10 protein-coding genes are annotated in these 13,788 nt (G+C 67.4%); 5 read left to right on the top strand and 5 right to left on the bottom strand.

All coding sequences use genetic code 11. The features are described 5' to 3' along the window. Window positions 1-108: 108 nt before the first annotated feature. The 5 genes from BMI01S_RS08785 to BMI01S_RS08765 form a co-directional block, all read right to left on the bottom strand. Window positions 109-912 (bottom strand): alpha/beta fold hydrolase, encoded by an 804-nt coding sequence (locus tag BMI01S_RS08785; protein WP_028210053.1) that lies wholly within the window; start codon window positions 910-912, stop codon window positions 109-111. Window positions 913-994: 82 nt separating this feature from the next. Further along, a complete protein-coding gene (locus BMI01S_RS08780) occupies window positions 995-3,577 on the bottom strand; it encodes a ComEC/Rec2 family competence protein (protein ID WP_028210054.1) in 2,583 nt (860 codons plus the stop codon). A gap of 158 nt (window positions 3,578-3,735) precedes the next feature. Next, window positions 3,736-4,524, bottom strand: coding sequence for a TatD family hydrolase (locus tag BMI01S_RS08775; protein ID WP_028210055.1), 789 nt, complete (start codon window positions 4,522-4,524; stop codon window positions 3,736-3,738). Between the two features lie 21 nt (window positions 4,525-4,545). Continuing rightward, window positions 4,546-5,277: a lipoprotein-releasing ABC transporter ATP-binding protein LolD gene (lolD, locus tag BMI01S_RS08770; protein ID WP_028210056.1), complete on the bottom strand. Its 732-nt coding sequence runs from the start codon at window positions 5,275-5,277 to the stop codon at window positions 4,546-4,548. Next, window positions 5,270-6,523 (bottom strand): lipoprotein-releasing ABC transporter permease subunit, encoded by a 1,254-nt coding sequence (locus BMI01S_RS08765; RefSeq protein WP_028210057.1) that lies wholly within the window; start codon window positions 6,521-6,523, stop codon window positions 5,270-5,272. The genes lolD and BMI01S_RS08765 overlap by 8 nt, the downstream gene beginning before the upstream one ends. A 397-nt stretch (window positions 6,524-6,920) precedes the next feature. Here BMI01S_RS08765 and BMI01S_RS08760 point away from each other — a divergent pair, with 397 nt between their 5' ends. From BMI01S_RS08760 to BMI01S_RS08735, 5 genes are all read left to right on the top strand, one after another. Next, the gene (locus tag BMI01S_RS08760) at window positions 6,921-8,042 is read left to right on the top strand and encodes a hypothetical protein (protein ID WP_028210058.1); all 1,122 of its coding nucleotides are present in this window, start codon (window positions 6,921-6,923) and stop codon (window positions 8,040-8,042) included. A 33-nt stretch (window positions 8,043-8,075) separates the two neighbouring features. Further along, window positions 8,076-9,782, top strand: a complete 1,707-nt coding sequence (gene recJ, locus BMI01S_RS08755) for a single-stranded-DNA-specific exonuclease RecJ (protein WP_028230465.1) — start codon at window positions 8,076-8,078, stop codon at window positions 9,780-9,782. Between the two features lie 107 nt (window positions 9,783-9,889). Further along, a protein-coding gene (gene prfB / locus BMI01S_RS08745) for a peptide chain release factor 2 (protein ID WP_167334409.1) occupies window positions 9,890-10,994 on the top strand; the annotation gives its coding sequence in 2 pieces (ribosomal slippage) (window positions 9,890-9,970 and window positions 9,972-10,994; 1,104 coding nt in all). Window positions 10,995-11,175: 181 nt separating this feature from the next. Then, window positions 11,176-12,711 (top strand): lysine--tRNA ligase, encoded by a 1,536-nt coding sequence (gene lysS, locus BMI01S_RS08740; protein WP_028210061.1) that lies wholly within the window; start codon window positions 11,176-11,178, stop codon window positions 12,709-12,711. A gap of 300 nt (window positions 12,712-13,011) precedes the next feature. Then, window positions 13,012-13,746: a glycine zipper 2TM domain-containing protein gene (locus BMI01S_RS08735; RefSeq protein WP_028210062.1), complete on the top strand. Its 735-nt coding sequence runs from the start codon at window positions 13,012-13,014 to the stop codon at window positions 13,744-13,746. Window positions 13,747-13,788: the final 42 nt, after the last annotated feature.

Raw genomic sequence — 13,788 nt, 5'->3', positions numbered from 1 at the left:
ACCTGAAAGCAAGGGCTAACCCTGAATTTTGAGCGAGCGCGGCGCGGGTCGAATGCGTTGCGCCCCGCTCTCCCCCGCGCCGCCCCAGCAGCGCCGAATATCGATGGCTCAGGCTCCGTTTTCCATCGCGTAAAGCATGCGTTGCACCGCACGGGCAGTCTCGATCGGGCGCTCCATGGGATACAGATGGCTGCCCTCGATCCATTCGAAACGCTCGCCTGCAATGCGCCGCGTCGCCGCCAGTCCGACCTGACGGACTTCCCGCGATTGCGTGCCCGCGACGAAGCTCACCGGCACCGCCGAGCCGTGCACGAGCCGCGCGCCGAGCGTGTGCGGCAGCGTTCGGTAGATCATGTATTCGGTGTGGCGATCGAAGGCGAGCGTGCGGCCGCCGTCGGATGACGTCTGAGGAATGCCGAAGTCGATATAGTCGGACAGCACGCGCTCGTCCCAGCGCGCGAATGCGGCCTTCGAATGGAAATGCCGCCATGCCTCGTCGCGGCTCGCCCAGCTCGTGCGGCGCCTGCGCGTGGCGGCGGCGGGCGACAGGCGCTCGTCGAGACCGGTCCACTGCGATATCCGCAGCATGCTGCTGCGCCAGCCGGCGATCACGGGAGAATCGAGCATCACGACGCCCTTGACCCACTGCGGCTTCTTCAGCGCGGCCATCAGCGAGAGATAGCCGCCGAGCGAATGTCCGACGAGCCACACCGGATCCTCATAGGTACGTCCGATATCGTCCAGCAGTTGCTCGACGAGATGCGGCCAGTCGCGCGTGACAGGAAAGCGTGGGTCATGGCCGATCCGCTCGATGTAGCGCAGTTCGTAGTTGTCGGCCAGTTCGGCGAAGAACGTGCGATACGTCGAGGCCGGAAAGCCGTTCGCGTGCGAGAAATGGATGACGTTTTTCAAAGGCGGCTTGTCTCTCTATCTTGTTGATGTCTTTCGTTCGCGCTTCTGAGTTCTCACGTCGCATTGCCATCGGCCAGGCGCATCAGTCTCGCGTCGACGCGTCCATCCAATACCGCCGCTGCGTATCGCGAAAGCGCTCGACGGCGAGTGCGCCCGGGCGCGCATCGACGCGCGCTGCGCCGTCCGCGTCGCTACGCGCAAGCTCGATGCGGCGAGCCAGGTAGCGGGTGTAGACGCCCGGATACGGGTGATGAAAGCGATTCAAATAGCCTACCTGAAATATCGCGACGAGCGGCCAGACAGAGTCGAGGAACGGTTCAGTCGAAGAAGTGCGGCTACCGTGATGCGGCACGATCAGCACCTGCGCGCGCAGCCGCCCGGGATCGCGCGCCACGAGCGTGCGCTCGACGCCCGCCTCGATGTCCGCGGCGATCAGGGCGGAAACCGGTGCGCGCGGCGTCTCGAACGCGTCGCTCGCCGCGGTGGTCACCCGCAGGACGCAGCAATGGCCATTGGGTTTGCCCGTGAGCGGGCCGGCATCGGGCCACAGCACCTCGAAATCGACGCCGTCCCACTGCCAGCGCTGGCCTGCGGCGCATTGCACGGTCTGCGCACCCTTTGCGCGGGCGCTGACCCACAGCGGATGCGCGGGCAGAATGCCCGCCGCGAACTCGCCCACGTCGATCGAATCGAGCACGGCCTGTGCGCCGCCCGAATGATCGGAATCGTCGTGGCTGATCATGAGCGTATCGAGCCGCGCGATGCCGTGCGCCTGCAGAAACGGCACGACGATGCGCTCGCCCGCCTGTGTCGATTCCGGGCCGGGCCCCGCATCGAAGAGCAACGTATGCCGCGCCGTTTCGACCAGCACCGAGGTGCCCTGCCCGATGTCGAGCGCGGTGAGCCGGAACTGGCCCGGTAGCGGCCCCGTCGGCGCAGGCATGAGAAGCGGCAGCCAGGTGAATGGCGCGAGCCAGCGCATCGGCCAGCCGCGCGGCGCGAGGCACCAGGCGACGCCCACAGCCGCGCAGCCGAGTGCCCATGAGCCTGGCTGCGGCAATCGCAATACCGCCCACGGCAGACCTTCGAGAGCGCGCAGCACCTCGGCGAGCCAGTCGAGGCAGGTATGCGCCGCGCGCAACGCGACGGCGTCGAGGGGTGCCGGCAGCGCCGCACTCCCGATGACGAGCGGCGTGACGAGCATGCTCACGCAGGGAATCGCAAAAGCGTTGGCGAACGGGCCGATCAGTGGGATCTGCGCGAACCAGTACGCCGTGAGCGGGGCAAGCGCCAGCGTCACGGCCCATTGCACACGTGCGCTATCGCCCGCGCGCGCGGCAATCCTTCGCGCGGCACCGGGCCAACCGCCGCCCGGCACCACGGCGGCGGCGAGACGACGGAGCCAGCGCTGGCGCTCCTTTGGTTCGGCTCGATCGTGCATTGGATCGAGCTCGTCGACGGACAGCGCCTGCGACGCGTCCTTGCTCAGGCGCGGCACCCCGGTCGCCGCGAAAAGAATCGCCGCGACCGCGCAAAACGAGAGCCAGAATCCGGCCGCCGTCACGGCCCAGGGATCGCGCAGCAGCACGAGACCCAGCGCCCACGCGAGCACGTGCGATCGCGCAACCTCCCGCCCGGCGAATAGTGCGAGCGCCACGACTGCGAGCATCCAGAGTGCACGCTGCACGGGCACGTTGAAACCGGCGAGCGCCGCGTAAATCCCGGCCGCGATCAACGCGCCCGCCACCGCGGCTTTCTGCGCAGCCATCAGGAGCGGCGCCTCGACACCGCGCCAGCGGGCGCGCCGCCAGAGCGCGCCCGCCAGCCAGCCTGCAAGCCCCGCGACGAACGCGAGATGCAACCCGGAGATCGCCACCAGATGACTCGTGCCCGTATTGCGCATGAGGCGCCAGTCCGCGTCGCTCACCGAGTCTTGTGCTCCGGTTGCCAGCGCGATGACGATGCCGCGATGGGGAGCGTCGCCAAGCACAGCGTCGATGCGCGAGCGCAGCGCAGCGCGAGCGCGCTCGATACGCACGCCCACGCCCGAATCATCAACGGGAAGACGGGTGGCGCGCGCCGGATCGCTCACATAGCCCGTGGCGCGCACACCCCGCGCGAGCAAGGCGGCTTCCGTGTCGCGCAAGCCGAAGTTGCCGTTGCCGTGAGGACGCTTGAGGCGCACGGGCAGACGCCAGCGTGAGCCGGGCACGAGCGGCGGCAGCGGCGTCTCGCGCGGCACCCAGGACAGCTGGATCAAACGCGGAAGCGATGCGGCGCGCATCGATGCATGGGGGCCGCCCCAGGATTCAACGCGAAAGAGAAAGCTCGCCCCATTCGCGCCATAGGAAGGCAAGCTCGAGATAGAGCCGCTGACGTCCAGATCGCGCGCCTGCCAGGCAGCGGGAAGCGCCTCTGCAAGCCGCAACTCGGCGCGCCACGAGGCGTAACCCACCCCTGCGCAGCCCCCCGCGAGCCACACCGCGGCCCAGCCGCTGACGACACGCCAGCGCCGCCCGTCGCCTCGCCCGAGTGCCCAGGTCGCCCATCCGGCAGCGAATGTGGTTGCCAGCACGAGCCCAGTCCACACGCCCCAGCCCGGCAATGCAGCCTGCCGCTGCAATACGATCACGCCCAGCGCAAACCCGCACCAAATGACTCGCATCCTGCCTCCTCGCAACGAGGGGGCCTGATGTACGAACTGGCGACGTGATCCGGGCGCGTCGCGCGGCTGGGTGCAAGTTCGTCCGTTTCGTGCCAGTTCGTGCGATCGCGCCGCGGCACGCATGCCGCGCACGCCACCACGCCACCCTCTGGCAACGATTATGCAGACGAAAGCGCGAGCCGAGGCAGCGCAGCCGCCGCGTTAGCCGTCGTGCCAAGAGCAAGTTCCCCGACGCTCAGGCCGCGCAAGCCCGCGAGCACAGCGCCGATGCCCGGCACCTGGTCGGGCGTGTTGCGTTTGCGGTAGAGCCATGCCGGCGAGATGTCGGGCGCATCGGTTTCCATGACGATCGCCTCGAGCGGCAACTGCTCCGCAAGACGCCGGATCTGCAACGCGCGCTCGAACGTGACGTTGCCGCCGAAGCCCAGATGCATACCTTGGTCGATGAACGCGCGCGCCTGCTGAAAGCTCCCGTTGAACGCGTGCGCAATGCCGCTCGTCACGCCATTGCGCCGCAGGCCTTTCAGGACCTGATCCTGCGACTTGCGCACATGGCAGATCGCCGGCAAGCCGAACTCGCGCGCAAGGCGCAGCTGGGCATCGTAGAAGTGCTGCTGGCGCGCAGGGTCGAGGCCCGCAACGAAGTAATCCAGCCCGATCTCGCCGATGCCGACGAAGCGTGGATCGGCGAGACTCGCCTCGACTTCGCGCCGCAGCACTTCGAGGTCTTCGTCGTGCGCCTGCGGCGTATAGAGCGGATGGATGCCGAGCGCGTAGACCGCGCCCGCGGTGCGGTGCGCGAGCGCTCGAACCACCGCGAAATTCTCGCGCCCCACCGCCGGTATGACGATGCGCGACACGCCCGCCGCGTGCGCGGCCGCCGCGACCGCGTCGCGGTCGGCGTCGAACTCGGCCGCGTCGAGATGGCAGTGGGTGTCGATCCACATGGTGTTCGTTCGCCGCGCGACTCAGACCGGCACGACCGGCTCTTCGTGCAACCTGCCGTCGCGCAGGCGCACGATGCGGTCGCAACGCGCGGCCAGATCGGGATCGTGCGTGACGATCACGAAGCTCGTGTCGAACTGGTCGGAAAGCTCGAGCATGAGATTGAAGACCGTGTCCGCGGTCGCGCCGTCGAGGTTGCCCGTGGGCTCGTCGGCCAGCACGCAGGCGGGCTTCGTCACGAGTGCGCGCGCGATCGCCACGCGCTGGCGCTCGCCGCCCGAAAGCTCACCCGGCCGGTTGCGCGCGCGATGCGCGAGGCCCACGCGCTCCAGTATCGTCATTGCCTCGGCGCGCGCGGCTTCCTGCGTCATGCGGCGAATGCGCAGCGGCATCGCCACGTTGTCGAGCGCCGAGAACTCGGGCAGCAAATGATGGAACTGATACACGAAGCCGAGCGCGCGATTGCGCAACTCGTTGCGCTCGCGCTCGGAAAGCTCCGTGAACGGCTTGCCGAGCACCGAGACCTTGCCAGCGCCCGGCTCGTCGAGGCCGCCGAGCACGTGCAGCAGCGTGCTCTTGCCCGAGCCCGAAGCGCCCACGACCGCGAGCTTCTCGCCGCGCTTCACCTTGAGTTCCGTGTCGTGCAGCACCTGCACGGCGAGCGCGCCCTGGCCGAACACCTTCGAAACGCCCTGTGCCTCGAGCACGTACGGATAGTCGCCGGCCGCGGCGACGAACGATTGACGGTCATTCATAGCGCAGCGCCTCCGCGGGACGAACCTTGGCCGCGCGCCAGCTCGGATAGAGCGTGGCGAGCGCGGACAGCACGAACGCGATCACGCCGATGCGGATCACGTCGGAAGCCACGAGTTCGGAAGGCAGCTCGCTGATGAAATACACGGATGGGGGCAGGAACTGGATGCCGAGCAGATGCTCGATTGCCGGCACGCTCCACGGAATGCTCCAGGCGATCAGACAGCCCAGTGCGATGCCGAGGCCGGTGCCCACGAAGCCGATCGTCACGCCCTGCACGACGAAAATCTTCATGATCGAGCCCGGCTGTGCGCCGAGCGTGCGCAGGATGGCGATATCGGCCTGCTTGTTGGTGACGGTCATGACGAGAGACGAAACGAGATTGAACGCGGCGACCGCGATGATCAACGTGAGGATGATGAACATCATGCGCTTTTCGATCTGCACGGCCGAGAACCACGTCTTGTTCTGCTGCGTCCAGTCGCGGATATAGAGGTCCCCGGAGAGCGTGTGCACGAGCTGGCGCGCCACCGCCGGCGCGCGCTGCATGTCCTTCAGGCGCAGGCGCACGCCGCTTGGCGCGCCAAGTCGATAGAGCACCTCGGCGTCGCGAATGTTGGTCAGTGCAAGCGAGCTGTCGTACTCGTAGTGGCCCGACTCGAACACGCCCACCACGGTGAACTGCTTCAGACGCGGCAGCATGCCGGCCGGCGTAATCGAGCCCTCGGGCGCGACGAGCGTGACCTTGTCGCCCACCGTCACGCCGAGGTTCACGGCGAGGTCCGCGCCGAGCACGATGCCGAAGCTGCCGGGCGTGAGGTCGTTAAGACTGCCCGCCTTCATCTCCCGGCCGATGTCCGAGACCTGCGGCTCTTCGGAGGGCTCGATGCCGCGCAGCGCCACGCCGTTCACGCTGTCGCCGCGCGTGAGCAGCGCCTGGGCGTCCACATAGGGCGCCGCGCCGATCACTTCGGGATTGGACTTCGCTTCCTTCGCGGTGAGCTGCCAGTCGGGCATCGTGCCCGTAGGCGAAAAGATTTCGATGTGCGCAAGCACGGAGAGCATGCGGTCGCGCACGTCGCGCTGGAAGCCGTTCATCACCGAGAGCACGACGATCAGCGCCGCGACGCCGAGCGCGATGCCCGACATCGAAACGAGCGCGATGAACGAGATAAAACCGTTGCCGGTCGTGCGTTTGCCGGCGCGGGTGTAGCGCCAGCCTATCTGCCATTCGTAGGGAAGTTTCAAGCGAATCCTTTTTGCGTCTTCGTTGCGCTGCTGCGGCCTCTGGCGGCGCGCCCTCTGGCGGCGCGCCCTCTGGCGGTGCGCCCTCTGGCGGTGCGCCCTCTGGAGGCGTGATGGCCGCGGGGCCAGTGCAGCGTAGCCGGAAGAATTTCGTGCCCGGCCGGGCGGCGATCAAGCGCGAAGTTTGCCATACTGGCGGCGCTTCACGGACTTTGGCACGGACTTTTGAAGTGACTTCCATCGCCCGCTCAGGGCTTCAACGACGTTTTGTCCGCGCTTTGTCCCATGCCGCGCCCGATTCACGCGCCCTCTCCTTCGAGCCGCTTTTCGGCCACAAGTGCCGCAGCCGGGGCGTGAACCCACCGTAAGGCGCGCCCGGCGCGCGGAGCGCCGAAGTACAATGCGCACCATCATGCCCGCCGACCGACTCCATCTCCTCGTTCCCTTCGCCTTGCCGTCGGCGGCCTCCGCCTCCACCGCGCTCGCGGGCCTCGAGTATCCGGCGCTCGCGAAACTGGTTGCGCGCGCGACGCTCGGCGAGCAGGTGATCGGCGAGGACTTTCAGCGCACGCTGCCTCACGAGCGCTGGGTCGCGCGGCAGTTCGGCGCGCTCGGCCCGAGCGCCACCGGCGCACAACGCGCGCCGTCCGCCGACGACGAAGCACCGCTCGCACCCTACATGCTGCTCGCCGACGGCGGCACGCCCGGCGACGCCTCGTGGGCGTGCGTGCAGCCCGTGCATGTGCGTATCGCGCACGATCATCTGGTGCTGATCGACCCCGCGTCGCTCGAACTCGCCGACGCCGATGCCGCCACGCTCTACACCGTAGCGCGCCCGCTGATCGAGGAGCTGGGCGTGCGCGTCGAGGCCCCCACGCCGCAGCGCTGGTATCTCTCGTCGGAGGCATTCGGCGCGCTGGCCGGCGCGTCGCCGTTGCGCGCGAGCGGTCGGAACATCGAGATCTGGCTGCCGCACGAGGCCCACTCGGGCCAGCGTTCGCGAGCCTGGATGAAGGTGCAGAACGAAGTGCAGATGGCCTGGTTCGAGCACCCCGTCAACGAGGCGCGCGAGGCCCGCGGCTTGCCCGCCGTCAACTCGATCTGGTTCCACGCACAGGGCGCATTGCGCGCCGTCACGAGCCCGTTCGCGCGCGTGCGCTCCGATGCCGCCGCCACGCGCGGCCTCGCGCTCGCCGCGAAGGCGCAGGTGGACGCCACGCCGGCCACCTTCGGCGCGCTCATGAACACGCTTGATGCCGCGGGCCCGGGCGCGACGCTCGTCGAGCTGGACCCGTTCTCGCAAGCCTTCATCCAGCAGGACTGGGGCCGCTGGAACGCCGCCTTCGCGCAACTCGAGCGCGACTGGTTCGCACCCGCCCTCGCGGCGCTGCAAACGGGCGCACTCGCGGCGCTCGACCTCACGCTGTGCGGCGACACCGGCTCGGTCACGCTCTCCGTTACGCGCGGCGATCTGCACAAATTCTGGCGACGCCGTCCGTTCGCGTCGCTCTTCGTCGAATGATCCCCGAATGACCTCTTTCTTCCGCCGCCCCGCATGACCCGAATCGTCACACGCGCCTGTTCGCCCGCCGACGCCGAAGCGCTCGTGCGCCACGGTCTGCACCCGGTGCTCGCGCGTCTCTATGCGTCACGCGGCATCTGCCAGCCCGACGAGATCGAAACCGGCCTCGCGCGCCTCATTCCGCCCGCGGGCATGAAGGGTCTGGACGACGCCGCCGTGCTGCTCGCCGACGCCCTCGCCGCGAATCGCCGCATGCTCGTCGTGGCCGACTACGATTGCGATGGCGCCACCGCCTGTGCCGTGGCCGTGCGCGGCCTGCGCATGCTCGGCGCGCAGATCGACTATCTCGTGCCGAACCGCTTCGAGTATGGCTATGGCCTCACGCCCGAGATCGTCGCGCTCGCGGCGCAGCGCAAAGGCGGCAAGCCCGATCTGCTCATCACCGTCGATAACGGCATCGCCAGCGTCGAAGGCGTGGAGGCCGCGAACGCGCTCGGCATCGACGTACTCGTGACCGACCACCACCTGCCCGGCGACACGCTGCCCGCCGCGCGCGCCATCGTCAATCCGAACCAGCCGGGCTGCGAGTTTCCGAGCAAGTGCATTGCCGGCGTGGGCGTGATGTTCTATACGCTGCTCGCGCTGCGCGCCGAACTGCGCCGCCGCGGCGCGTTCAGCGAATCGAAGCCGGAGCCGCGTCTCGATGGCCTGCTCGATCTCGTCGCGCTCGGCACCGTCGCAGACGTCGTGAAGCTCGACTGCAACAACCGCGTGCTCGTCGCGCAGGGTCTGCAGCGCGTGCGCAACGGCCGCATGCAGCCGGGCATCGCGGCACTCTTTCGCGCCGCGGGCCGCGACGCGAAAAGCGCGTCCGGCTTCGACTTCGGCTTCGCGCTCGGCCCGCGCCTGAACGCGGCGGGACGTCTCTCGGACATGTCGCTCGGCATCGAGTGCCTGACGACCGACGATGTGGGCCGCGCGTGGGAACTGGCCCAGCAGCTCGACGCGATGAACCGCGAGCGCCGCGAAATCGAGGCGGGGATGCAGCAACAGGCGCTCGCCGATCTCGCCGACGTCGACCCGCAGGGCAAGGCCACGTTGACGCTCTTCAACGAAGCCTGGCACCAGGGCGTGATCGGCATCGTCGCGGGGCGGCTCAAGGAGCGCTTTCATCGCCCCTCGTTCACTTTCGCGCCCGCCGACGACGGCGGAGAACTCGTGAAGGGTTCGGGCCGCTCGATTCCCGGCTTTCATCTGCGCGACGCCGTCGATCTGATTTCGAAGCGCGAGCTCGGCCTCATCCACAAGTTCGGCGGCCACGCGATGGCCGCGGGCCTGACGATCGCCGCCGCCGACGTGCCACGCTTCGCCGAGGCGTTCGAGCGCGTGGGCCGCGAGTGGCTCACGCAAGAGGCGCTCGCGCGCACCCTGGAGACCGACGGCGATCTCGAAGACGCGTATTTCACGCCCGATTTCGTGGAAATGCTCGACGCCGCAGTGTGGGGCCAGGGCTTTCCGGCGCCCGTGTTCTCGGGCGAATTCGAAGTCGCCTCACAGGCGCTCGTGAAAGACAAGCATCTCAAGCTGCAACTGCTGCGCGGCCGCCAGCGCTTCAACGCGATCTGGTTCAATCACACCGAGTCGCTGCCGCAGCGCACGACCGTGGCCTACCGGCTCGTGCGCGACACCTGGAACGGCGTGTCGCGTGTGCAACTGGTGGTGGAGCACGCGGCGCTCTGACGCTTGCCGCGCGGTCCGCCCGACGCGTCCGCGCCGCCCTTGATCCAGGTCCAATCCAGGCCCAATCGGCTATAATTCAATGTTTTACACGCCGGATCACGACACAAATGGAAGCGGAACGTCTCAACGCGATCGAAGCCCTCTTGGCGGACCTGCGCACGCGCGCGGGCGAGCTACGGGGGTATCTTTGACTACGACGTAAAAGCCCGACGGCTCGTCGAAGTCAATAGCGAACTCGAAGACCCCAACGTCTGGAACGACTCCAAGCACGCGCAGGGTCTCGGCAAGGAAAAGAAACTGCTCGAAGGCGTCGTGCAGGTGCTCGACAGCATCGAGAACGACACGCGCGACACGCAGGATCTCTTCGAGATGGCGCGCGAGGAAGGCGACGACGACACGCTCGCCGCCATCGAATCCGACGCGCACGAGATCGAAAAGCGCGTGGCCGATGTCGAGTTCCGCCGCATGTTCGCGAATCCGGCCGACCCGAACAACGCGTTCATCGACATCCAGGCCGGCGCCGGCGGCACCGAAGCCTGCGACTGGGCGTCGATGCTGCTGCGCCAGTATCTGCGCTACTGCGAGCGCAAGGGCTTCAAGACCGAAGTGCTCGAAGAATCCGAAGGCGACGTCGCCGGCATCAAGAGCGCGACGATCAAGGTCGAAGGCGAATACGCCTATGGTTTCCTGCGCACCGAAACCGGCATTCACCGCCTCGTGCGCAAGTCGCCGTTCGACTCGTCGGGCGGCCGGCATACGTCGTTCTCGTCGGTGTTCGTGTATCCGGAAATCGACGATTCGTTCGAGATCGACGTCAATCCGGCCGATCTGCGCATCGACACCTTCCGCGCTTCGGGCGCGGGCGGTCAGCACATCAACAAGACCGACTCCGCCGTGCGTATCACGCACATGCCGTCGGGCATCGTCGTGCAATGCCAGAACGACCGCTCGCAGCACCGCAACCGCGCCGAAGCCATGGCGATGCTGAAGTCGCGCCTGTATGAAGCCGAAATGCGCAAGCGCCAGTCGGAGCAGGACAAACTGGAAGCCGGCAAATCGGACGTGGGCTGGGGCCACCAGATCCGCTCCTATGTGCTGGACAACAGCCGCATCAAGGATCTGCGCACCAACGTCGAAATCAGCAACACCAAGGCCGTGCTCGACGGCGATCTCGACGACTTCATCAGCGCCAGCCTGAAACAGGGCGTGTAACGCAATCACTCGGGCGGCAGCACCGCCCTCTCCCGCTGCGCCGCCTGCTTTCGCTCCAGGGCGGCGCGCGCAGCAGGAACCGAAGTCCGCTTTTGCGTGCGCGTCCCACGAAGGACCACGCCGGGGCCGCAGCCCCGAACACTCGCCGAAACACCCGCGACTCAAAGAACTCCGAGCCATCATGACCGAACCGACCCAGCAGAACGCGCCCAGCGCCGCGCCCGAACTCGACGACAACCAGATCATCGCCGAGCGCCGCGAAAAACTGCGCGCACTGCGCGAGGCGGGCGTCGCCTATCCGAACGACTTCCGCCCCACTCACCACGCCGCCGACCTGCAGCGCGACTACGCCGACACCGACAAGGAGGCGCTCGAAGCGAAGCCGCTCGAAGTCGCCATCGCCGGCCGCATGATGCTCAAGCGCGTGATGGGCAAGGCGAGCTTCGCAACGGTGCGCGACGGCTCGGGCCAGATCCAGTTCTTCATCACGCCCGCCGACGTGGGCGAAGCGACCTACGAAGCGTTCAAGAAGTGGGACCTGGGCGACATCGTCGCGGCAAAGGGCGTGCTGTTCCGCACCAACAAGGGCGAGCTCTCGGTGCGCTGCACGGAACTGCGCCTGCTCTCGAAAGCGCTGCGTCCGCTGCCCGACAAGTTCCACGGCCTCGCCGACCAGGAAATGCGCTACCGCCAGCGCTACGTCGACCTGATCGTCACGCCCGAAGCGCGTCAGACCTTCCAGGCACGGACCAGGGCGGTTTCGTCGGTGCGCCGCTTCATGGCCGATGCCGGCTTCATGGAAGTCGAAACGCCGATGCTGCACCCGATCCCGGGCGGCGCAGCCGCGAAGCCGTTCGTCACTCACCACAACGCGCTCGACATGCAGATGTTCATGCGCATCGCGCCTGAGCTCTATCTCAAGCGCCTGATCGTGGGCGGCTTCGAGCGCGTGTTCGAAATCAACCGGAATTTCCGCAACGAAGGCGTGTCGCCGCGCCACAACCCGGAATTCACGATGATGGAGTTCTACGCCGCGTACACCGACTACGCATGGCTCATGGACTTCACCGAGCAACTGATCCGCCAGGCCGCCATCGATGCGACGGGCACTGCCGTGCTCACGTACCAGGGCCGCGAGCTCGATCTCTCGAAGCCGTTCCATCGTCTGACGATCGTGCAGGCGATCCAGAAGTACGCGCCGCAGTACACGAACGAGCAGCTCGGCGACGCGGCTTTCCTGCGCACGGAACTCAAGAAGTTCGGCGTGGACACGAACCAGCCGGCGTTCCTGAACGCGGGCGTGGGCTCGCTGCAACTGGCCCTCTTCGAAGAAACAGCCGAGTCGCAATTGTGGGAGCCGACCTACATCATCGACTACCCCGTCGAAGTCTCGCCGCTTGCGCGCGCCTCGGACACGCTGCCGGGCATCACCGAACGCTTCGAGCTCTTCATCACCGGCCGCGAAATCGCCAACGGCTTCTCGGAGCTCAACGATCCCGAAGACCAGGCGGCGCGCTTCAGGAAGCAGGTCGAGCAAAAGGACGCCGGCGACGAAGAAGCCATGTTCTACGACGCCGACTACATCCGCGCGCTCGAATACGGCATGCCCCCGACGGGCGGCTGCGGCATCGGTATCGACCGTCTCATCATGCTGCTCACGGACAGCGCAAGCATCCGCGACGTGATCCTCTTCCCGCACCTGCGCCGCGAAGACTAAGCGGCACATCGCCTCGCAAGAAGGGCGCATGCGGTTCACGCCGCATGCGCCCTTTTTCCTGGGGGCGTTCCGGCGTGCAGGTTTGTAACCATCGGTAAAAAGTGCCCCCTGCCAGTGGGCCCGGAACAGGGGCGCCGGCTATACCGGTCTCGAAAACCGCGCCGCGCCTCGCTTCGCGACGATCAGCCCCCTTGCGCCTCGGCGCCGTCGCGGCGCAGGGTTACAAATTGAAACGCTCGCCGACCTGCGTTGTCTCAAACTGGCTGGCAAGAGCCAACTCTGCAAAAGACGGAGCCTGTCATGAACACAACCGATCCTGCCACACCGAAACGCCGCCTACATCCGCTCATCGCGACCGCCGCGGCCGCCGTCATCGTCGCGAGCCTCGCGGCCACCGCGGCCATCACGGGCGTCTTCCCGAAGGCCTCCAGCACAGCCGAACAAAGCGCCCAGGTTCAGACGGGCCAGACCACCCTGACGGCGCCGCCGCCGGCGATCGACTCGACCAGGGCGGTGCAGGCCTCGCAATACGCGCAGAACGAACAGAATGCGCCGGCAGAGCCTCAACCGGCCCCGGCCCAGCCGCGACAGCAAACGGCCGTACCGGTCGCCCCGGCGCAGCAATATGGACAACAGCCTGTCCAGCAGCCGCAGCCTTCGCAGCAGCAGTACGCGCAGGAGGCGCCGCCGCCGCGGGCCGCCTGCTCGACGTGCGGCACCGTCGTGGCGATCTCCGAAGTCAAGCAGGAAGGCCACGGCACCGGTATCGGCGCGGTGGGCGGTGCAGTGGCCGGCGGCGTGGTCGGCAACCAGTTCGGCTCGGGCAACGGCCGTACCGCGATGACACTGCTCGGCGCGCTGGGTGGGGGCTTTGCGGGCAACTCGGTCGAAAAACATCTGCGCAGCACGACGAGCTATTCCGTACGCGTGCGCATGGAGAACGGCAAGATGCGCTACTTCACGTATCACCAGCCGCCGCCGTTCCGGGAGGGTGAGCGCGTGCGCGTGGAGAACGGCACGCTGGTCGCAGGCTGATCGCGCGGATCCGTTGCGCGAGTCGATCGGGTCAATGCGTCC

The sequence above is a fragment of the Paraburkholderia mimosarum LMG 23256 = NBRC 106338 genome, assembly GCF_000739815.1.
Classification (GTDB): domain Bacteria; phylum Pseudomonadota; class Gammaproteobacteria; order Burkholderiales; family Burkholderiaceae; genus Paraburkholderia; species Paraburkholderia mimosarum.
Note: the sequence above shows the minus strand (reverse complement) of the source record. Positions and strands in the feature narration are given on the sequence as shown.

Bases quoted from the DNA above. Each gene is read 5' to 3' on its own strand.
- BMI01S_RS08760 (WP_028210058.1), top strand. From the start codon at position 6,921: ATGCGCACCATCATGCCCGCCGACCGACTCCATCTCCTCGTTCCCTTC.
- recJ (WP_028230465.1), top strand. From the start codon at position 8,076: ATGACCCGAATCGTCACACGCGCCTGTTCGCCCGCCGACGCCGAAGCG.
- BMI01S_RS08775 (WP_028210055.1), bottom strand. From the start codon at position 4,524: ATGTGGATCGACACCCACTGCCATCTCGACGCGGCCGAGTTCGACGCC.
- lysS (WP_028210061.1), top strand. From the start codon at position 11,176: ATGACCGAACCGACCCAGCAGAACGCGCCCAGCGCCGCGCCCGAACTC.
- lolD (WP_028210056.1), bottom strand. From the start codon at position 5,277: ATGAATGACCGTCAATCGTTCGTCGCCGCGGCCGGCGACTATCCGTAC.
- BMI01S_RS08735 (WP_028210062.1), top strand. From the start codon at position 13,012: ATGAACACAACCGATCCTGCCACACCGAAACGCCGCCTACATCCGCTC.
- BMI01S_RS08780 (WP_028210054.1), bottom strand. From the start codon at position 3,577: ATGCGAGTCATTTGGTGCGGGTTTGCGCTGGGCGTGATCGTATTGCAG.